Below are 21,118 nucleotides of genomic sequence, written 5' to 3'. Positions count from 1 at the left end.
AGCGCGGCTGTGAGCGCGGTGTGATCTCTCCGGGACGTCCGGCCCGAGCCCCGATCCGGGCCCCGCGGGCCCCGTGGGCCTCACGTGCCCCGGTGGGCGGGTTACGCGGCGGGGGCGGGCTGCGGCGGCGTCAGGCGCTTGCCCATCCACTCCAGGGCGGGCGGGATCTCCCGGGTCCAGGTGTGGAAGTTGTGGCCCCCGGTGTCCAGGGTGATGGTGGACAGCTGGGTCGGGGCGCGGAAGGCGCCCACCAGCTGCTGGGTGGCCTCGTAGTTCTGCTCGTTGTAGCTGGTGGCGAGCAGCAGCGAGACCGGGGCGCCCGGCTTGTTCTCCATCCGCCACAGCAGGTCGTTCTCCTGCTTGAGGTCCTGGCTGCCGCCGAACAGGTCGCCGGTGGTGGGGTCGAGCGGCGCGGTGTAGTAGCCGGAGAGCGAGGCCGCCGCCGGGTAGGACTCCGGCTTGCGGAGCGCGAACTTCAGCGCGCAGTAGCCGCCGGTGGAGTTGCCGATGGCGGCCCGTGCGGAGGGCTGGTCGGTGATCCGGTAGGTGCTCGCCATCGCCTGCGGCAGGTCCTCGGTGAAGAAGGTCTCCACCTGGGGGCCGTCCGGGATGTCCATGCACTCGGTGTCCCGGTTGCCGGACAGCGTGGGCTGCATCATCACCAGCACGGTCGGCGGCAGCTTCTTCGCCTCGATGGCGGCCAGCGCCGAGGCCGGGTACTTCAGCAGCGAGATCAGCTTCTCGGCGGAGCCCGGGTAGCCGGAGAGCACCAGCGCCATCGGGAAGCGGCTGCCGTCGTAGCCGGCCTGGAAGTACTGCGGCGGCAGGTAGACGTACGCCTGGCCGGTCATCCGGGAGCGGGCGCCGCTGATCTCCACCTGCTGGAGCATGCCGGAGCGCTGCTCGGCCTTGCTGCCGCCGTACAGCGCGTGCTGCTCCTTGAGCTGGACCGCCTGGCCGCCGGGCTGGTGGTCGACCACCGTGCCGGGGGTGCCGTCGAGGCCGAGCAGGTCGCTCCAGGTGGAGTAGAACCCGAAGTAGGAGTTGGCCACCAGGCCGAGCGCCGCGAGCACGGCGAGCTGGGTGCCGAAGAACGCGCCGAGCCGGGCGAGCAGGGGCTTGACTCCCTGGCCGCCGAGCCGGGGCCAGTACTTCATCGTGGCGACGAAGGCGGCCACCGCGACGAGGGCGGCGATGATCTGCAGCGGGAGTCCGGTCAGGCTGGGCACCCGATGATCGTAGGCGACCGGGGCCGGGCCCCCGACCGGCGGGGGCCCGGCTCACCGTCCTGTGGGATCCCTAGGGGAAGGAGACCACGGTGGACGGGGTGGTCGAGGTGCCCGAGGTGGGCGCGCCGACGTTGTTGATCACGTGGTTGAACTGGCCGTTCCCGCCGAGAGAGTTCACCAGCAGGTCGTGGAACCTCACCCCGGGCTTGACCGGCGCCTGGAAGCCGTGGTCCTGCCGGATGGTCGGGTCCACGTTGTAGTAGCAGTAGCTGCCCAGGCCCCACGCCTCGTGGGTGGTGACCGCGTCGTCCACCTTGTACGCGGCGTAGCCCCGGACCGCGCCGTTCTGGATGGCGGCCTGGCTGGGCGCGTCGTACGCCTTCTCGTTCTGGAAGAAGATCGTCTTGCCGCGCTCGCCGGACCACTGCACGTCGTACTTGTTGAAGTGCTCGACGAACAGGCCGGTGGCGAGGACGTCGTCGCCGCGGACGATCAGGCCGTAGTCGGACCGGTTGGTCTCCCAGCCGACGCCCTCGCCGTGGTCGGCGCGCCAGATCCAGGTGTGGTCGACGATGGTGTCGTCGCTGTTGACCACCATGCCGGTGGTGGCCTTGCCGGCGCCCGCCCCGCCGACCCGGACGAAGACGTCCTGGACGCTGGTCGGGTCGGCGGAGTGGTCGGCGGTGGCGTTGTCCGGGCCGACCTGCAGCAGCACCGGGGAGTTCACCGGGCCGGCGTCGAACAGCAGGCCCGCCAGCCGGACGCCGTCCACGTCGCCGACCTTCATCGCGGTCACGCCGTTGTCCGGGACGATCGTGGCGAGGCCGAGGCCGAGCACCACGGTGTCCGGGCGGTTCACGGTGATCGTCCGGTCGACGTGGTGGACGCCGGGGGTGAAGAGCAGGTTGAGGCCCTGCGCCAGCGCGGCGTTGATGGTCGCCGCGGTCGCGCCCGGCTTGACCACGTAGAACCGGTCGAGCGGGATCGAGCCGCCCGGGGTGCCGCCGTTCTCCCAGGAGGTGCCGCGGGCGTTGGTGCGCTTGGCCGGCACGAACACCTTGTAGTCCGCGCCGTCGAGGTACAGGAACGGCTTCTCGCGGGAGACCGGGGTGCTGTCCAGGGTGGTGTACGGCGGGTCGGGGAAGCTCTGCGCGGGCGCGCCCCGCACACCGGAGAACACCTGGTTCCAGACGGCGTTGCTGAAGCCGCCGATCGAGCTGTCCCGGGTGTACCACTGCTGCTGCGAGTAGTTGCCCACGGTGCCGTCGATCCGGCTGTCCGCGATGTACCCGCCGCTGGCCCAGCCGTAGCCGTCCGGCGACAGGTTGAGGCCGCCCTCGACGTGCATCCGGCGGAACGGCGCCGCCTGGGAGACCGCCCAGCGGTCGGTGCCGCTGACCGGGCGCAGCCGCAGGTTCTCGGCGGAGCGCCAGAAGTTCTGGGTGGCGTTGCCGTTGAACCAGCCTGCGTCCACGGTGACGTCGCCGTTGAAGGTGGTGTCGTCGGGGTTGAGACCGAGGCCGGCGATGGAGGTGTAGAAGCCGATCTGGGCGTTGATGCCGCTGTAGGTGCCGGGCTTGAACAGCAGCGCGTACCGGTCGCTGCCGAACTGGTTGGCCTCCTGCTTGCGGAAGACCTCGTCCACCTTGGCCTGGATGCCCGGCGTGGACGGATCGAAGACCAGCACGTTCGGCCCGAGGTCCCCACCGCCGGTGATCGGCGGGACGCCGCCGGTGCGGACCTGGAAGTCCCAGAGCGAGTAGCCGTACGCCGTGCCGCGGGCGGTGCCGTTCATCCGGACGTAGCGGCCGGTGCCGGTGACGTTCAGGGTCTCGGTGCCGCCGGTGCCGGTGGTGGTGCTGTGGACGGTGGTCCAGTTCGCGCCGTCCTGGGAGACCTGGATCCGGTACGACCTCCCGTACGCCGCCTCCCAGTTGAGCACCACCTGGCAGATCTGCTGCGAGCCGCCGAGGTCGACCTGGAGCCACTGCTGGTCGCTGAACGCCGACGCCCAGCGGGTGCCGGCGTTGCCGTCCACGGCGGCCGAGGCGGGGGTTCCGGCGTTCTCGGTGGAGGAGGCGGTGGCCTGGTGGCCACGGGCGGCGTCCTCGGTGCCGCACTGCGGGGTGGAGCCCCCGAACGACCCGAAGACCTGGAACTCCCAGAGCGAGTAGCCGTACGCGGTGCCGCGGGTGATGCCGTTCATCCGGACGTAGCGGCCGGTGCCGGTGACGTTCAGGGTCTCGGTGCCGCCGGTGCCGGTGGTGGTGCTGTGGACGGTGGTCCAGTTCGCGCCGTCCTGGGAGACCTGGATCTGGTACGACTTCCCGTACGCCGCCTCCCAGTTGAGCACCACTCTGCTGATGGTGGCGGTGGCGCCCAGGTCGACCTGGAGCCACTGCTGGTCGCTGAACGCCGACGCCCAGCGGGTGCCGGTGTCGCCGTCCACGGCGGCCGCGGCCTGGGTGGCCGCGTTCTCGGTGGACGAGGCGGTGACCGAACGGCCCTGCGAGATCAGGGTGTCCGCGGCGTGGGCGGCGGAGTCCGGGAGCGCCAGGACGGCGCCCGAGAGCAGGGCCAGGCCGAGCAGAGCGGCCGGGATCCTGCGGGGGCGTGCTGAAGTGAGCCTCACGGGCTTCTCCTGCGGTGGGGTGGGTGGGGGGCGTGGGGGCGCGGGTGGCGGCGCGACGGCATGGAGGACCGGCGGCGGGGGTGGGGCCGGCCGGCGCGGCGCAGGGGCGCCGGAGGAGACCGCACCAGGGCATCGCCGGTCGGTTCGGCCGGGCTCGCCGAGAGCTCCCAGTCCGGGAGTCTCGGGCCCTGCGAACGCGGCTGTCAACCCTCCATCACGACTTTATTCAAGCCGTGAACTCGTAGACGCTGCAAACGAGTACCCCCACGGCCGCGGGGAGCTGCGCGAGTGCGGAAGCCGGCCCGGGGCTCGATCGGGGCACGGGAGCCGGTTGCGCGCGTTCCTGCGCGCAGTGCCCCGCGCCCCGGTCGGGGTGGTCCCGGAGGGTCGCGCCATGCGCTAGCGGTTCAGGAGTTCGCCGCCGGTGTCGAGGAAGCGGGTGAGGGGGAGGGTGGCCGCGCCGACGGTGACGGCGTCGGGGCCGAGGCGGCCGAGTTCGATGGAGGTCTGCGCCCGCGGGAAGCGGAGCGCGTACTCGGTGGCGGCGTCCCGGACGGCCGGGAGGAGTCGTGGTCCGAGCAGCAGCCCGGCCCAGCCGCCGATCACGATCCGCTCCGGGTTGAACAGGTTGATCAGGTCGGCGATGGCGGCGCCCAGGTACTCGGCGGCCTCGTCCAGCAGTCCGCTCGCGGCCGGCTCCCCGGCCTCCGCGGCGGCGAGCAGCGCGGCCAGCCCGGCCTTCTCCCCGGCGTCGGGGGCGGCCTCGCCCCACCGCTCGACCAGTGCCTCCGCGCCGACGTACGCCTCCAGGCAGCCCCGCGACCCGCAGCGGCAGCGCCGCCCGCCGACGTGGACCTTGGTGTGCCCCCACTCGCCGGCGCTGCTGGTGGCGCCGCGGAACCGGGCGCCGTCGGCGATCACGCAGGCGCCGACGCCGGAGCCGAAGAGGGCGATCACGGCGTGCCGGACGCCCTGGCCGGCGCCGAACCACATCTCGGCCTGGCCGAGGGTCTTGGCGCCGTTGTCCACGTGCAGGGGCAGGTCGGTGCCGGCGCGGAGCAGGCGGCCGAGCGGGACGGCGTCCCAGCCGACGGTCTGGCTGTGGACGACGATGTCCGCGGCGTCGCCGTCGGCTCCGGCGGCGGACTCGTTCTGCTCGACGATGCCGGGGACGCCGATGCCGACGCCGAGCACGGTGGCCGGGTCGGTGCCGGTGCGCTCCAGCACCTCGGCGAGGCCGGTGAGGATCAACTCGACGACGTGGTCGACGTCGTGGCCCTTGTCGGAGAGCGGGTGGTCGCCGGCGGCGAGTTCGGTGAGGGCGAGGTCGAAGAGGGCGACCCGGACCTGGGTCTCGCCGACGTCCACGCCGACCAGGTGGGCCCGGCCGGGCGGCACCCGCAGCAGGACCCGGGGCCGGCCGCCGTCGGACTCCACCGAGCCGCACTCCTCGATCAGGCCGTCGGCGAGCAGGTCGCCGGTGACGTTGCTGATCGATCCGGCGCTCAGGCCGGTGAGCGTGCCGAGCTCCTGGCGGCTGAGCGGCCCCTCGAAGTACAGCCTGCGCAGCAGTGTCGATCTGCTGCCCCGCCGCAGGTCACGCACGGTCTGCTTGCCTCGCCCCGTCATGTTCTCTCCCTTCCGGTCCGAATCTATCGCTGCGCGAAGTCTTGACGCCAGCTTTTCTCAACAGTTAAATCACGGCCTGAAGTAAGCTGCTGAGCTCGGTACTTCACCACCATCCCACCCCACCGCCCGAGAGGGGCCCCGGTCATGCGCATCCACCGCCTCGCCGCCGCCACCGCGCTCGTCGCCGCACTCACGCTCACCGCCACCGCCTGCGGCGGCGGCACCGCCGGCTCCGCGGACGGCGGTGACCCCGGGACCCTCACCTACTGGGCGTCCAACCAGGGCGCCAGCCCGGAACAGGACAAGCAGATCCTGGAGCCCGAGCTGAGAAAGTTCGAGCAGCAGACCGGCATCAAGGTCAAGCTGGAAGTCGTCCCCTGGTCCGACCTCCTCAACCGGATCCTCGCCGCCACCGCCTCCGGCCAGGGCCCCGACGTGCTGAACATCGGCAACACCTGGTCCACCTCGCTCCAGGCCACCGGCGCCCTGCTGCCCTTCGACGCCGCCACCCTGGCCAAGATCGGCGGCAAGGACCGCTTCCTGCCCGCCGCCCTCGACACCGCCGGCGCCGCCGGCAAGGACCCGGCCGCCGTCCCGCTCTACTCCATGGCGTACGGCCTCTACTACAACAAGAAGATGTTCAAGGACGCCGGCATCGAGCAGCCCCCGGCCACCTGGGACGAGCTGGTCGCCGACGGCAGGAAGCTCACCAAGGACGGCCACTTCGGCCTCGCCGTCGAGGGCGGCAACGTCTCCGAGAACGTCCACCACGTCTTCACCCTGGCCAAGCAGCACGGCACCGACTTCTTCGACGCCTCCGGCAAGCCGCGGTTCGACAGCCCGCAGGCCGTCGCCGCCGTCAAGCAGTACGTCGACCTGATCGCCACGCACAAGGTGGCCGCCCCCGGCAACGCCGAGTACGCCAACAACCAGTCCGTCACCGACTTCGCCACCGGCAAGGCCGCCATGCTGATGTGGCAGGCCGCCGGCGCCAACCTCAAGTCCCACGGCATGAACCCGGACGACTACGGCGTCGCCCCCGTCCCCGTCCCGGCCGGCGCGAGCGGCTCCGCGCTGACCACCTCCATGGTCGCCGGCATCAACCTCGCGGTCTTCAGGAACAGCAGGAACCCGGACGGCGCCCTCCAGTTCGTGAAGTTCATGACCAGCACCGAGGAGCAGACCGTCCTCAACCGGACCTACGGCTCCATCCCGCCGGTCAAGGAGGCCCAGGCCGACCCCGCCTTCGCCACCCCCGAGCTGCAGACCCTCGCCAAGGTGCTCGGCTCCAGCGCCCAGCCGCTGCCCCGGATCGCCGACGAGAGCCAGTTCGAGACCCTGGTCGGCACCGCCGTGAAGAACCTGCTCGCCGCGGCCGCCGCCGGCAAGCCGGTCACCGAGGACACCGTCAAGGCCGAACTCACCAAGGCCCAGCAGCAGATGCCGGCGAGCTGACGTGATCCTCGACCGCATCCGCTCCTGGCGGCCCGGCCGCGCCGGCCTGCCGTACCTGCTCCTCCTCCCGGCGCTCGCGCTGGAACTGCTGATCCACCTGATCCCGATGCTCACCGGCGTCTGGGTGAGCTTCAAGCAGCTCACCCAGTTCTTCATCCGGAACTGGTCCGAGGCCCCCTGGACCGGGCTCGCCAACTACCGCGTGGCGGTGGACTTCGACGCGCCCATCGGCAGGTCGCTGCTCAACTCGTTCTGGGTGACCTGCGCCTTCACCGTGCTCTCGGTCGGCCTCTCCTGGCTGATCGGCACGGTGGCCGCGATCCACACCCAGGACGCGTTCCGCGGCCGCGGCCTGCTCCGCGCCGCCTTCCTGCTGCCCTACGCCCTGCCCGCGTACGCCGCGGTGATCACCTGGTCGTTCATGTTCCAGCGCGACACCGGCCTGGTGAACCACCTGCTGCACGACCAGCTCCACCTCACCGGCGACAAGCCGTTCTGGCTGATCGGCGACAACAGCTTCACCGCCCTGACCACCGTCTCGGTCTGGCGCTCCTGGCCGTTCGCCTTCCTCACCCTGACCGCCGGCCTGCAGAACATCCCCCGCGAGCTCTACGAGGCCGCCGCCCTGGACGGCGCCGGCGTCTGGCAGCAGATCCGCCGGATCACCCTGCCCTCGCTGCGCCCGGTGAACCTGGTGCTCGTCCTGGTCCTGTTCCTGTGGACCTTCAACGACTTCAACACCCCGTTCATCCTGTTCGGCAAGGCGGCCCCCGAGGCGGCCGACCTGATCTCGGTGCACATCTACCAGTCCTCCTTCGTCACCTGGAACTTCGGCGCCGGCTCGGCGATGTCCGTGCTGCTGCTGTTCTTCCTGCTCCTGGTGACCTCCGCCTACCTGTTCCTCACCTCGCGCTCCAGGGGTGCCGATGATTGACCCGCCCGCGTCCTTCCGGTGGTTCCGGCGGGCGTTCCTCGTCCTGCTGACGGCCTTCACCCTCACCCCGGTGCTGGTGATGCTCAGCTCCTCGCTCAAGCCGCTGCAGGACGTCCAGGGACCGTTCCGCTGGATCCCCAGCGAGGTGACCCTGCGGCCGTACGTGGACATCTGGCGGACCATCCCGCTCGGCCGGTACGTGGTCAACTCGCTGATCGTGGCCGTCGGTTCGACGATCTGCTCGGTGGCCATCGCGATCCTCGCCGGCTATGCGGTCAGCCGCTTCCGCTTCCGCGGCCGCCGGATCTTCACCGTCACCGTGCTCTCCACCCAGATGTTCCCCGGCATCCTCTTCCTGCTGCCGCTGTTCCTGCTCTTCGTCAACATCGGCAACACCACCGGCGTCGCCCTCTACGGCAGCCGCGGCGGCCTGATCCTCACCTACCTCACCTTCTCGCTGCCGTTCTCGATCTGGATGCTGGTCGGCTACCTCGACTCCATCCCCCGCGAACTGGACGAGGCGGCCGCGGTGGACGGCTGCGGCCCGGTCCGCACCCTGCTGAGGATCGTCGTCCCCGCCGCCATGCCCGGCATCATCGCGGTCGCCGTCTACTCCTTCATGACCGCCTGGGGCGAGGTGCTGTTCGCCTCCGTCCTCACCAACGACACCACCCGCACCCTCGCCGTCGGACTCCAGGGCTACGCCACCCAGACCGACGTGTACTGGAACCAGGTGATGGCCGCGTCCCTGGTGGTCAGCGTGCCCGTGGTGGCCGGATTCCTCCTCCTGCAGCGCTTCCTGGTCGCCGGGCTGACCGCCGGCGCCGTCAAGTGACCCTCCCCGAAAGGCCAGTTGTGAACGACCTCAGTGCCCTCCCGGACGACTTCCTCTGGGGCGCGGCCACCGCCGCCTACCAGATCGAGGGATCGGCGGACGCCGACGGCCGCGCACCCTCCATCTGGGACACCTTCTCCCACACCCCCGGCAACGTCGACGGCGGCGACACCGGCGACACCGCCTGCGACCACTACCGGCGCTGGCCCGAGGACCTCGGCCTGATGCGCACCCTCGGCCTGGACGCCTACCGGTTCTCCATCGCCTGGCCCCGGGTCGTCCCGCTGGCCGACGGCCGGGTCAACCCGGCCGGCCTGGACTTCTACGACCGCCTGGTCGACGCCCTGCTCGACGCCGGCATCCGGCCCTTCCCCACCCTCTACCACTGGGACCTCCCGCAGGCCCAGCAGGACCGCGGCGGCTGGCCCGAGCGCGCCACCGCCGAACGCTTCGCCGAGTACGCCGCCCAGGTCGCCGCCCGCCTCGGCGACCGGGTCACCGACTGGGCCACCCTCAACGAACCGCTCTGCTCCGCCTGGATCGGCCACCTCGACGGCGCCATGGCCCCCGGCACGCGCGACCTCACCGCCGCCGTCCGCGCCTCCTACCACCTGCACCTCGGCCACGGCCTCGCCGTCCACGCCCTGCGCGCCGCCGTCCCCGGCGCCCGGATCGGCATCGTCAACAACCTCAGCACCATCGAACCCGCCACCCGCTCCGCCGCCGACCTCGCCGCCGCCCGCCGCGCGGACGGCCACATCAACCGCTGGTGGCTCGACCCCGTCCTCGGCCGCGGCTACCCCGAGGACATGCTCGCCGTCTACGGCGTCGACCTCCCCGTCCGGGACGGCGACCTGGAGCTGATCTCCGCCCCGCTCGACTGGATGGGCCTCAACTACTACTTCCGCCAGATCGTCGCCGACGACCCCACCGGACCCGCCCCGCACTTCCGCCAGCTGCCCGGACCCAACCCCGAGCACACCGCCATGCCCTGGGAGGTGCACGCCCCCGGCATCGAGGAACTCCTGCTCCGCCTCACCCGCGAGTACGGCGTCCGCCGCCTCTACGTCACCGAGAACGGCGCCGCCTACCACGACACCGTCGCCCCCGACGGCACCGTCCACGACCCCGAGCGCACCGCGTACCTGGAGTCCCACCTCGCCGCCTGCGCCCGCGCCGCCGCCCAGGGCGCCCCGCTGGCCGGGTACTTCGCCTGGTCCCTGCTGGACAACTTCGAGTGGGCGTACGGCTACGACAAGCGGTTCGGCCTCGTCCACGTCGACTACCCCACCCAGCGCCGCACCATCAAATCCAGCGGCCACCGCTACGCCGCCCTCATCGCCGCCCACCACACCCGCACCCCCCAACCCGTCGCCTGAAGCCCGGCGAGCCACAGACAGGGGTTGCGTCGGCCCCGCGGGTTGCCCGGTTGCGTCGGTCCTGGGGGAGCGGTCAGCGCAAGCGTTCAGCAGGCCGTCCGGGGGACCCGCTCGCGCCAGTGGCGTTCGAACACCACGTCGCCGCCCTCCAGCGCGCGGACGTGGCTCCGGGCCACGAAGTGCCCGCCGTCGCAGGTCAGTTCGGACCGGGTCTGGACGGTGACGTCCCACCCGACCTCCGGCCGCTCCAGCCGGATCGTCAGATCCGACCGTGCCTGGGCGCTCAGCGGGTCGTCGGTGCGGATCCGGTACCCCTCCACCGCCTGCTCGTCGTAGACGAGGCCGTCCGGATGGATCCAGGATCCCGTTCCGGCGGGTACGGTCTCCACCCGCCACTCGCCCGCGGCCACGTCGTGCACCACCAGCCGCTCCGGCCGCGCGGTCAGCGGCTCGGTGACGTGCAGTCCGGGCCCGGCGGAGTGCTCGGGGTCCTCGAAGGTGACGGGGAGGCTGCCGGCGTCCGCCGCCAGGTGCCGTACCGGCAGGGTCAGCACGCTCCTGCCGGGGTCGAGTTCGAACCCGCTCGGGTCGGGGTGGGGCCACACCCAGGGCCAGTACGCGGAGGAGAGCGCCAGCCGGATCCGGTGCCCGGCGGGGAAGGCGTGCGCGATGCCGAGCAGGTCCAGGTCGACCTCCTCCACCGCGTCCGGCTCCCAGTCGGCGGCCTCGGCGGGCCCGCGGCGGGCGGTCAGGTTGAGCACCCCGCGGGTCACCAGGGTGGAGGCGCCGTCGGGCGCGACGTCGCAGAGCCGGGCGGCGACCTGTCCGCGCCGGGCCCCGCTGCGCAGGCGCAGCCGCAGGGCGGGCCGGCCGAGGATCTCCACCGGTTCGGGCAGCGGCACGGAGTCGAAGCAGACCGACCGCCCGTCCTCCTCGCGCTGGTCGGGCGGCAGGTCGGCGTCGCCGCCGACCGGGGAGAGCCGTCCGGCGTCGACGCCGGTGTGCTGCGGGGAGCGGACGTGGACGAACCGGTCGCCGGAGGGCGTGCCGGCGGTCCGCAGCGCGTCGTCCAGGCCGTAGTGGACCTCCCGGACGTCGGGGGAGGGCCAGGACTCGTCGCTGATCCAGCGGCCGGGCCGGTTGACGTAGGAGGAGGCGGGCGGCACGGACTCGTTCATCCAGCAGCGCAGGGCGGGTTCCTTCATCACTCCGGTGTCGAGGTCCTTCAGCCAGTGGTCCCACCAGCGCAGGGTCTCCTGGAGGAAGCCGATGGACGGGCCGGGCGGCCGGCCCGCGTCCGGGTACTGGTGCGACCAGGGGCCGATGATGCCGCGGACCGGCGCGCGGAGCCCCTCGACCAGCCGCAGCACGCTGTCGCGGTGAGGGTCGGCCCAGCCGCCGACGGCGAGGACGGCGGCGGTGATCCGGTCGGCGTGCTCGCGGACGCTGCCGCCGGCCCAGTAGCCGTCCCGGGTCTGGTGGGCCAGCCAGGCGTGGACGGGCGGGGTGACCGCCTCCAGCCGGGCCAGCCACAGGGGTCGCCAGTCCTCGCCGACGTAGCGCGGGTCCGGCGGGCGGCAGGCGTGCGCGAGCAGGGCGGCCGAGCGGGCGTGCGTCCCGGCGGCGAGCAGGGAGCCGCCGAGGTAGTGGCCGTCGTTGTCCCAGCGGTCGTCGGAGGCGCAGACCGCGACCACGGCCCGGAGCGCCGGCGGGGCCTCGGCGGCGATCCGCAGGGCGTCGAACCCGCCCCAGGCGAGGCCGAACATCCCCACCCCGCCGTCGCACCAGGGCTGGGCGGCGAGCCACTCGACCACGGCGAGGCCGTCGGCGAGCTCCTGCTCCCCGTGGGCGGCGCCGGGCAGCCCCTCGGAGTTGCCGTGCCCGCGCAGGTCCACCCGGACCGAGGCGTAGCCGCGGGCGGCGTACCAGGGGTGGCGTTCGGCGTCGGTGGTGGCGGTGCGGTCGGTCACCCGGTGCGGCAGGTACTCCAGCAGCGCGGGCACCGGGCGGCGGTCGGCCGGCCGCCACACCCGGGCGAACAGGCGGGTGCCGTCCGGCAGCGGGATCCGCAGGTCCTCGCGGGTGGTGGGTTCGGGCTGCCGGCCGGCGGTCGGGTCGGATTGCGCCATGGATCCGACGATACGGACGAACCGGACGCGCTGCCCCTTCACGGGCGCACGGCCGGTCCGTCCCGGGAGGGGCGGGTCGGCCCCGGGGTTCAGCTGGCCTTGGCGAGCCAGGCGGTGGCGTTCAGGGCGAGCGCGGCGTTGGTGCCCGCGGGGTCGTTCCAGCCGTTGAAGAGGGTGTTGCCGGACTGGCCGGTGCCGTCGTCGGCGGGGGAGCTGTCGCCCCAGACGGCCACCCGGCCGCTGCCGAAGGTGCTGGTGACGAAGAAGGCGCCGGTGTTCCCGCTGGAGCCGGTGCGGTAGACCAGGCCCTTGACCGAGGGGTTGTCGGCGGGGGAGAGCGTCATCGTGGTGCCGGAGCGCAGGATGGAGCCGGTGACCTTGCCGAAGGAGCCGTTGAGCACCTTGTCGGCGGAGTCGGTGATCGCCCGCGGGTTGTCGGTGGAGACGGTCTTGAGGTCGACGGTGAAGCCGAACGGCCTGGTGTTGTCCACGCCGTTGCTGCTCATCAGATCGTTGATGATCGCGGGGGAGTCCCAGCCGTCGTTGTTGCGGTCGCTGTTGAGGTGGTCGGAGATCAGGAACAGGCCGCCGCCGTTCTGCACGAACCGCAGGACGGCGGTCTTCTCGGCGGTGCTGAGCCGGATGTTCGGCTCGGGCAGCACGAACGCGTCGAAGTTGGCGAGGTCGAGCGCACCGCCGGTGCCGTAGCTGATGGTGGACCCGGCGGGGAGGGTCTTCAGGCTGTACTGGCCGGTCCGCTGCAGGGCCACGCCCCAGGCGGACAGTGCGCCGGTCCAGCTCTTCTCGGTCGTCGGGTCGGCGTTCTGGGCGAGCGGGTCGGGCTGGCTGGTGGAGATGATCCAGTCCGCGTTGCCGGCGGTCTCGGCCTTGCTGTTGTCGAACAGGACGCGGTGCGGGGCGGCCGCCGCGGCTGCGGGCCGGGTGGTGGTCGCCGAGGACGTGGTCGCCGAGGAGGTGGGGGCGGCGAGGCCGGTGAGGGTGGCGGCGAGCAGGGCCGAGGCAGCCAGGGCGGATCTGCCGCGGATGTTCCGGATGGCGGTCATCTGCCGTTCCTCCGTGGGGTGTTGGGGGTGCGCGGGGTGGGGTATCCGCGCGTAGACCCGAGTATCCGCGCGGCGGTGCGGGCTGCGGAAGGCATGGGAGGTGAAGGGAATCCGTCCGGCTTGTGACATGTCCCGGGCGATGTTGTGCGGGCGTGCGCCCGGGGCTCTCAGTTGCGCATCAGTTGCAATTACACATGCGTACGGGAAAGGATGTGCCAGTTCAGCCGCGTCATTTCCGAAAGGACTCCCGATGTCAGCGTCAAGAGGTCTCCGTGGCCGCCTCACCCGGGACGAGTGGATCCGCCTCGCCGGGATGGGCGGGTTCGTCCTCGCGCTGCACGTGGTCGGCTGGTTCACCCTGCTCGCGGTGGTCGCGCCCGAGCACTACGAGGTCGGCGGCCAGGTGTTCGGCGCCGGCATGGGCCTGACCGCCTACACCCTCGGCATGCGGCACGCCTTCGACGCCGACCACATCGCCGCCATCGACAACACCACCCGCAAGCTGATGGGCCAGGGCAAGCGGCCGCTGTCGGTCGGCTTCTGGTTCTCGCTCGGCCACTCCTCCATCGTCTTCGGCCTGTGCGCCCTGCTCGCCTTCGGCATCCAGTCGCTGGCCGGCCAGGTGGAGTCCGAGGACTCCACGCTCCAGCAGGCCACCGGCGTCATCGGGGTCACCATCTCCGGCGCCTTCCTGGTCCTGATCGGCCTGATCAACCTGGGCGCCTTCAACGGCATCCTCAAGGTCTTCCGCAAGATGCGCGGCGGCGAGTACGACGAGGCCGAGCTGGAGGCCCAGCTGGACAAGCGGGGCTTCCTCAACCGGATCCTCGGCCGGGTCACCCGGGCCGTCACCAAGCCCTGGCACATGTACCCGGTCGGCCTGCTGTTCGGCCTGGGCTTCGACACCGCCACCGAGGTCTCGCTGCTGGTCCTGGCCGGCGGCGCGGCCGCCTTCCAACTGCCCTGGTACGCCCTGCTGGTGCTGCCGGTCCTGTTCGCGGCCGGCATGAGCCTGCTGGACACCATCGACGGCTCGTTCATGAACTTCGCCTACGAGTGGGCGTTCTCCAAGCCGATCCGCAAGGTCTACTACAACCTCACCGTCACCGGCCTGTCGGTGCTGGTCGCCCTGGTCATCGGCGGCATCGAGCTGATCGGCCTGCTCGGCGAGAAGCTGGACATCACCTCCGGCCCGATCGCCTGGATCGGCGGGATCGACCTGGAGTACGTGGGCTACGCCATCGTGCTGCTGTTCCTGCTGGCCTGGGCCGCCGCGGTGGCGTACTGGAAGCTCGGCCGGGTGGAGGAGAAGTGGTCGGCCGGTCTGCGCGGTCCGGTGGCCGTCGCCGAGACCGACTGACGGCCTGACGGACGGCCCGTCCGGCGCCCCGACGCCCTGCGCCCGCCCCCCGGAGGAATCCGGGCGGCGGGCGTTCGTGTTTGCCCGGGGGGCTTGCCGGGCAACGGTTCTGACACTCCGTCAGCTCGCCGCGATTTGGGCCGAAAGCCGGACCGGAGGGGGGAGAAGTGGCGGTTCGGGAAAAACCGGGTCAATATCAATTGTTCATGTGCTGCATCTTGTCGTGTCACCTTCTACGCGCGTATCTTCAGCCTCGGTTCTCGGATCTACGCGAGTAGCCATTCGTTGTGACACACCCTCAGCCGCCCGGCGACGGACCCCACGTCCTCCGGGCCGCCGTGCTGCCCCGAAGGAGTCCCGTACGGTGACCAAGCCCACCGCGGCCAACCCCCGCTCCCGCAGGTCCCTGCTGCGCGCCGCCGTCCTGCCGGTCGGCGTCGCCGCCTCGCTGGTGCTCGTCCCGCTGCCCGGTGCGGTCGCGGCCCCCTCGGCCGACGTCCTGATCGCCGAGGTCTACGGCGGCGGCGGCAACTCCGGTGCCACCCTCAAGAACGACTTCATCGAGCTGGCCAACAAGGGCGGCGCGGCCTTCGGCCTGGACGGCTTCAGCGTCCAGTACATCTCCGGCACCCCCGGCGCCAACTCCCAGTGGAGCGTCACCCCGCTGACCGGCTCGGTCGCCCCCGGCGCCCGCTACCTGGTCGCCGAGGCGGCCGGCACCGGCGGCACGGTGGCCCTGCCCACCCCGGACGCCACCGGCACCCTGGCCCTGTCCGGCACCAGCGGCACCGTCGCCCTGGTCTCCGGCACCGCCCCGCTGACCTGCAAGACCGCCGCCGACTGCGCCGCCGAGCCGCGGATCCGCGACCTGGTCGGCTTCGGCACCGCCGTCGTCCGCGAGGGCAGCGGCCCGGCGGCCGGTGCGAGCAACACCGACGCGGTGGCCCGTGCCGCCTCCCTGGCCGACACCGACGACAACGCGGCCGACTTCAAGGCCGGCGCCCCGACCCCGGTCAACGGCAAGGGCGAGAGCACCCCGGGCGGCGACACCGGCGGCGGCACCGGCGGCGGCCCGACCCAGCCCGGCACCGTCCGGATCCACGACATCCAGGGCACCACCCGCGTCTCGCCGATGGTCGGCAAGGCCGTCACCGGCGTCCCCGGCGTCGTCACCGGCACCCGCAGCTACGGCTCCAAGGGCTTCTGGATCCAGGACGCCACCCCGGACGCCGACCCCGCGACCTCCGAGGGCCTGTTCGTCTACACCGGCAGCGCCAACCCCACCGTCAAGGCCGGTGACTCGGTGCTGGTCAACGGCAAGGTCGCCGAGTACTACCCGAACCAGGCCGGCGGCGGCCAGTCCATCACCCAGCTGACCGGTCCGGTCGTCACCGTGCTGTCCTCCGGCAACCCGCTGCCGGCCGCGGTGCTGCTCGACGACACCACCGTCCCGGCCGGCTACGCCCCGGACGCGGCCGGCGGCTCCATCGAGGGCCTGGCCCTCAGGCCCGCCGAGTACGCGCTGGACGCGTACGAGGCGCTGGAGGGCATGAACGTCGAGGTCCGCGACGTCCCGGTGGTGCAGGCCACCGACGAGTACCACGAGCTGTGGGTGGACGCCCGGAGCGGTGACAAGCGGACCAAGCGCGGCGGCGTGGTCTACCTCGGCTACGAGAACCCCAACTCCGGCCGGGTGATGGTCCAGTCGCTCGCCCCCGAGGCCGAGCACCCGTTCCCGGTGGCCAACGTCGGCGACCAGCTGACCGGCTCCACCTCGGGCCCGCTGGACTACAACAAGTTCGGCGGCTACACCCTGGTGGCGGGCGCCCTGGGCGCGGTCAAGGACAACGGCCTCAAGCGGGAGGTCACCGACCGCGCGCTGCCCAGCGAGGTCAGCATCGCCACGTACAACGTGGAGAACCTGGACCCGAGCGACCCGGCCGACAAGTTCGCCCAGCTCGCCACCGGCATCGTCACCAACCTGCGGTCGCCCGACATCATCACCCTGGAGGAGATCCAGGACAACAACGGCGCGGTCAACGACGGCACGGTGGACGCCGACCAGACGGTGGCCAAGTTCATCGAGGCCATCAAGGCCGCCGGCGGCCCGGCGTACGACTGGCGCTCGATCAACCCGGAGAACGGCAAGGACGGCGGCGAGCCCGGCGGCAACATCCGCACGGTCTTCCTGTTCAACCCCAAGCGGGTGTCCTTCACCGACATCGCCGGCGGCGACGCCACCACCGCGGTGGACGTGGCCGGCAGCGGCAAGTGGGCGAACCTGACCGCCTCCCCGGGCCGGATCGACCCCGGCAACGAGGCCTGGGCGAGCAGCCGCAAGCCGATGGTGGGCCAGTTCGCCTTCCACAACAAGAAGATCTTCGTGATCGCCAACCACTTCAACAGCAAGGGTGGCGACCAGGGCCTGGACAGCCGGTTCCAGGCGCCCACCCGCAGCTCCGAGGTCCAGCGCCTGAAGCAGGCCGAGGTGGAGCACGCCTTCGTCTCCAAGCTGCTGGCCGCCGACCCGAACGCCCGGGTGGTCTCGCTCGGCGACTTCAACGACTACCAGTTCTCGCCGGCGCTGAAGGCGCTCACCAAGGACTGCGTCCTGCACGACCTGGTCAACGACCTGCCCGAGAAGGAGCGTTACTCCTACGTCTTCCAGGGCAACTCGCAGGTGCTCGACCACATCCTGGTGAGCTCGGCGCTGACCCGCCACGCCGACTACGACGTGGTCCACATCAACAGCGAGTTCGCCGTCCAGGCGAGCGACCACGACCCGCAGGTGGTCCGCATCAAGCCGTGAGGCCCGCGCACACCGCGACGGCGGGGCGCCACCGATCCCTCGGTGGCGCCCCGCCGCCGTTCCCCCGCCTACCGCCGGACCCGCCAGAGGTACCCGGACGCCCACACCCGGGCGAGGCAGTCTGGCACCGGCGCCCCCGGCTGCACACCCCTCGCGGGCCCACGAGGGCGGGCCCGCGAGGGGACCGGCCGTCAGCGCAGGGCGCGCAGCACGGCGTCGGCCATCACCCGCTCGCCGGTGGCGTTGGGGTGGAACGGGACGGCCGGGGAGCCGGGCAGCGCGCCCTCGATCCAGCGGTCGTCCGAGCAGACGTCGTGGCCCTTGGTGGGGGTGAGGGTGTCGACGTAGGTGGCGCCGTTGGCGGCCGCGGTGCGGGCCAGCATGGCGTTGAGGTCGCCGAGCACGCCGCGCAGGTAGGCGACGTCGCCGACGGTGACCGGCTGGCGGCCGGCGCACTTCCACTCGTTCTCGGGCAGCACGGACGGGTAGCCGACCAGCAGCACCTTGGCCTTCGGCGCCTTGGCGTGGATCCGCTTGAGGGTGTCGGCGATCTTCGGCGCGGCGGCGTCGATCCGGTTGCGCAGGGTGTCCTCGCCCCACACCCAGGCCCACTCGCTCCAGCTCCAGTGCCCGTCGGCGTAGTGGTCCTTGCAGGGGGTGCCCAGCGGGTTGACCACGGCGCCGGCGATGCAGGCGGCGATGACGTCGGCGATCCCGAGGTCGCTGGTGCCGAGGTCGTTGCCGCCGATCCCGAGGGTCACCAGGGCGGTGTCGTTGGTGACGGCGTTCAGCTGCGGGTCGTTCACCCGGATGAAGGCGTCGTACTGGGGCTCGGTCATCGCCTTGACCTTGGCGGCGGCGCAGGTGACGTCGGTGTACCGGCTGCTCGCGAGGGCGGAGGCGACCAGGTGGCCGTAGTTGCGGTCGGAGCGCAGGCACAGGCCCGCGGACTGGCCGGGCACACCGGCACCGGACGCGTACGAGTCACCGAGGGCGACGTACGGGCCGCTGCCGCCGGCCGCGTGGGCGGGGGACGACAGCGCGGTGAGCGCGGTGGCCAGGACCGCGCCGGTGACCAGGACGGACGATCGCTTCAGGGCAGGGCTGAGCACGGTTCCTCCTGGGGGAGAGAAACTGTCGGGAGGGTGGGGGCGTTACTGATCGGTAAGTTACTGGCAGGTTAACCGGCTGTCCAGATATTCGTCCAAGAATTTCCCGCTGAATTCCCGTCAGGTGGCCTGCGAATTACGCTCCATGGTGGAGCGCGGCATTTCTGATACGCGGTGGAGCGAAATTCCCCCGGAGGTTGTTACCGACCGGTTGACCCCGGGCCGCGCAGGCCGCAGGATCGGCTCACCCCCCGCCCATCCGGAAGGACCCGCATGGCACTCGACGCCGACGTCATCGTGATCGGAGCCGGCCTCGCGGGCCTGGTCGCCACCGCCGAACTGGCCGACGCCGGACGGCGGGTGATCCTGCTCGACCAGGAGCCCGAGGCCTCCTTCGGCGGCCAGGCGCACTGGTCCTTCGGCGGCCTCTTCCTGGTCGACTCGCCCGAGCAGCGCCGGATGCGGATCCGCGACTCCCGCGACCTCGCCTGGCAGGACTGGCTGGGCACGGCCGGCTTCGACCGCCCCGAGGACGCCTGGCCGCGCCGCTGGGCCGAGGCGTACGTGGACTTCGCCGCCGGCGAGAAGCGCGCCTGGCTGCACGCCCGGGGGGTCCGGTTCTTCCCGGTGGTCGGCTGGGCCGAGCGCGGCGGCCTGACCGCCACCGGCCCCGGCAACTCCGTCCCCCGCTTCCACATCACCTGGGGCACCGGGCCCGGACTGGTCGAGCCGTTCGCCCGGCGGGTCCGGGAGGCCGCCGCCCGCGGCCTGGTCGACCTCCGCTTCCGCCACCGGGTGACCTCTCTCGCGGCCACCGCCGGGGCGGTCGACACCGTCGCCGGCGAGGTCCTGGTGCCCAGCGGCGTCGACCGCGGGCAGTCCAGCTCCCGCGAGGTGGCCGGCGCCTTCGAACTGCGCGCCCAGGCCGTGGTGGTGGCCTCCGGCGGCATCGGCGGCAACCACGAGCTGGTCCGCAAGGCCTGGCCCGCCCGCCTCGGCACCCCGCCCGAGCGGATGCTCTCCGGCGTCCCCGCCCACGTGGACGGCCTGATGCTGGGCATCGCCGGCGACGCCGGAGGCCACCTGATCAACGGCGACCGGATGTGGCACTACACCGAGGGCATCGAGAACTGGGACCCGATCTGGCCCGCCCACGGCATCCGGATCCTGCCCGGCCCCTCCTCGCTCTGGCTGGACGCCCGCGGCCGCCGGCTGCCCGTTCCGCTGTTCCCCGGATTCGACACCCTCGGCACCCTCGAACACATCATGACCACCGGGTTCGACCACACCTGGTTCGTGCTCACCCAGAAGATCATCGAGAAGGAGTTCGCGCTTTCCGGCTCCGAGCAGAACCCCGACCTGACCGGCAGGTCCGTCCGCGGCGTGCTCGGCCGCGCCCTGCCCGGCGCCACCGGCCCGGTCGAGGCGTTCAAGCGGCACGGAGCCGACTTCGTGGTCGCCGGCGACCTCGCCACCCTGGTCCGCGGCATGAACGCCAAGACTCCCGAACCGCTGATCGACGAGGCCGACCTGCGCCACGAGATCGAGGCCCGCGACCGCGAGATGGCCAACCCGTTCAGCAAGGACCTCCAGGTCACCGCGGTGCACGGGGCCCGCCGCTACCTCGGCGACCGGCTGATCCGCACCGCCACCCCGCACCGGCTGCTCGACCCCAAGGCCGGCCCGCTGATCGCCGTCCGGCTGAACATCCTCACCCGCAAGTCGCTCGGCGGCCTGGAGACCGACCTCTCCTCGCGGGTGCTCCGCGCCGACGGCACCGTCCTGGACGGCTTCTACGCCGCCGGCGAGGCGGCCGGCTTCGGCGGCGGCGGGGTGCACGGCTACCGGGCGCTGGAGGGCACCTTCCTGGGCGGCTGCCTGTTCTCCGGCCGGGCGGCGGGCCGGGCCGCGGCGGCGGCCACCGTCTGAGCGGGCCGCCACAGGGGGTTCGGGCGGTGGGGCCGGCGGGGGCGGTGGGGGCGGACGTACGGAGGGAGGCGGCGCCCGGTCGGCGCCGCCTCCCCGTGGGGCCGGTCCACGGCCCGCGCGGACCGGTCAGTGGCTCATGTGGATGCTGTCCATGAACTCGATGATCTGCTTGTCGGTCAGCCGGCCGCCCTCGCGGTGGCCCATCGCCAGGTCCTTCTCGCTGATCATGCCGACGAGCCGCTTCGACTCGTCGATCACCGGGATGCGCCGGATCTGGTGCTGCTCCATCTTCTTCAGCACCGTGTCCATGTCGTCCTGCGCCCGGACGCAGTGCAGGTGGCCGGCCAGGTCCATCGCCTTCATCGTCGACGGGTCCTTGCCGGCCGCCAGACACTTCACCACGATGTCACGGTCCGTGATGATGCCCTTGAGCTGCTGGTCGGGCCCGCAGATCGGGAGGGCACCCACCTCCATGTCGCGCATCATCTTCGCCGCTTCCATGAGGTTCTGGTCGGCGTTGATGCACTGGGCGCCGGTGTGCATGATGTCACGCGCTGTGATCACGAGATGTCCTCTCTCCGTCCGCACACGCAGGTGCGGAGTGTGAATCTCCGGCCACCATAGG

At 72.1% G+C, this 21,118-nt stretch carries 13 protein-coding genes and 1 pseudogene; 7 read left to right on the top strand and 7 right to left on the bottom strand.

The window, feature by feature from the left end; translation table 11 throughout:
* Window positions 1–101: 101 nt before the first annotated feature.
* The 3 genes from ABWK59_RS08950 to ABWK59_RS08940 form a co-directional block, all read right to left on the bottom strand.
* A complete protein-coding gene (locus ABWK59_RS08950) occupies window positions 102–1,229 on the bottom strand; it encodes an alpha/beta hydrolase (protein WP_354639395.1) in 1,128 nt (375 codons plus the stop codon).
* A 70-nt stretch (window positions 1,230–1,299) separates the two neighbouring features.
* Complete coding sequence (locus ABWK59_RS08945) at window positions 1,300–3,861, bottom strand: discoidin domain-containing protein (RefSeq protein WP_420492749.1); 2,562 nt, start codon at window positions 3,859–3,861, stop codon at window positions 1,300–1,302.
* Window positions 3,862–4,260: 399 nt separating this feature from the next.
* Window positions 4,261–5,490 carry an ROK family transcriptional regulator gene (locus ABWK59_RS08940; RefSeq protein WP_354639393.1) on the bottom strand — a complete coding sequence of 410 codons (1,230 nt, stop codon included), beginning with the start codon at window positions 5,488–5,490 and terminating at the stop codon, window positions 4,261–4,263.
* 144 nt (window positions 5,491–5,634) lie between these two features.
* On the opposite strand from ABWK59_RS08940, the gene ABWK59_RS08935 reads away from it, so the two are divergent.
* The 4 genes from ABWK59_RS08935 to ABWK59_RS08920 are packed head-to-tail and all read left to right on the top strand — an operon-like array spanning window position 5,635 to window position 10,093.
* Window positions 5,635–6,945 (top strand): ABC transporter substrate-binding protein, encoded by a 1,311-nt coding sequence (locus ABWK59_RS08935; RefSeq protein ID WP_354639391.1) that lies wholly within the window; start codon window positions 5,635–5,637, stop codon window positions 6,943–6,945.
* A gap of 1 nt (window position 6,946) precedes the next feature.
* Window positions 6,947–7,879 carry a carbohydrate ABC transporter permease gene (locus tag ABWK59_RS08930; protein WP_354639389.1) on the top strand — a complete coding sequence of 311 codons (933 nt, stop codon included), beginning with the start codon at window positions 6,947–6,949 and terminating at the stop codon, window positions 7,877–7,879.
* Window positions 7,872–8,714 (top strand): carbohydrate ABC transporter permease, encoded by an 843-nt coding sequence (locus ABWK59_RS08925; RefSeq protein ID WP_354639387.1) that lies wholly within the window; start codon window positions 7,872–7,874, stop codon window positions 8,712–8,714. The genes ABWK59_RS08930 and ABWK59_RS08925 overlap by 8 nt, the downstream gene beginning before the upstream one ends.
* Window positions 8,715–8,734: 20 nt before the next feature.
* Entirely contained in the window at window positions 8,735–10,093 is a 1,359-nt protein-coding gene (locus ABWK59_RS08920; RefSeq protein WP_354639385.1) for a GH1 family beta-glucosidase, read from the top strand.
* 86 nt (window positions 10,094–10,179) lie between these two features.
* On the opposite strand, the gene ABWK59_RS08915 is transcribed toward ABWK59_RS08920, so the two are convergent.
* Together ABWK59_RS08915 and ABWK59_RS08910 are read right to left on the bottom strand one after the other, a co-directional pair.
* Window positions 10,180–12,222, bottom strand: coding sequence for a CocE/NonD family hydrolase (locus ABWK59_RS08915; protein WP_354639383.1), 2,043 nt, complete (start codon window positions 12,220–12,222; stop codon window positions 10,180–10,182).
* A gap of 92 nt (window positions 12,223–12,314) precedes the next feature.
* Window positions 12,315–13,286 (bottom strand): annotated as a pseudogene (locus ABWK59_RS08910) (hydrolase); the annotation flags it as partial.
* A 250-nt stretch (window positions 13,287–13,536) separates the two neighbouring features.
* Between ABWK59_RS08910 and ABWK59_RS08905 the strand changes: the two are divergent.
* Entirely contained in the window at window positions 13,537–14,646 is a 1,110-nt protein-coding gene (locus tag ABWK59_RS08905) for a HoxN/HupN/NixA family nickel/cobalt transporter (RefSeq protein ID WP_354639381.1), read from the top strand.
* A gap of 364 nt (window positions 14,647–15,010) precedes the next feature.
* The gene (locus ABWK59_RS08900) at window positions 15,011–17,455 is read left to right on the top strand and encodes a lamin tail domain-containing protein (protein WP_354639379.1); all 2,445 of its coding nucleotides are present in this window, start codon (window positions 15,011–15,013) and stop codon (window positions 17,453–17,455) included.
* Between the two features lie 191 nt (window positions 17,456–17,646).
* On the opposite strand, the gene ABWK59_RS08895 is transcribed toward ABWK59_RS08900, so the two are convergent.
* Window positions 17,647–18,567 (bottom strand): SGNH/GDSL hydrolase family protein, encoded by a 921-nt coding sequence (locus ABWK59_RS08895; RefSeq protein ID WP_354639378.1) that lies wholly within the window; start codon window positions 18,565–18,567, stop codon window positions 17,647–17,649.
* Window positions 18,568–18,837: 270 nt separating this feature from the next.
* On the opposite strand from ABWK59_RS08895, the gene ABWK59_RS08890 reads away from it, so the two are divergent.
* Complete coding sequence (locus ABWK59_RS08890; protein ID WP_354639376.1) at window positions 18,838–20,493, top strand: FAD-binding dehydrogenase; 1,656 nt, start codon at window positions 18,838–18,840, stop codon at window positions 20,491–20,493.
* Between the two features lie 126 nt (window positions 20,494–20,619).
* Here ABWK59_RS08890 and ABWK59_RS08885 read toward each other — a convergent pair whose 3' ends face one another.
* Window positions 20,620–21,057, bottom strand: a complete 438-nt coding sequence (locus ABWK59_RS08885; protein ID WP_354639374.1) for a CBS domain-containing protein — start codon at window positions 21,055–21,057, stop codon at window positions 20,620–20,622.
* Window positions 21,058–21,118: the final 61 nt, after the last annotated feature.

This window comes from Kitasatospora sp. HUAS MG31, assembly GCF_040571325.1.
GTDB classification, from domain to species: domain Bacteria; phylum Actinomycetota; class Actinomycetes; order Streptomycetales; family Streptomycetaceae; genus Kitasatospora; species Kitasatospora camelliae.
Note: the sequence above shows the minus strand (reverse complement) of the source record. Positions and strands in the feature narration are given on the sequence as shown.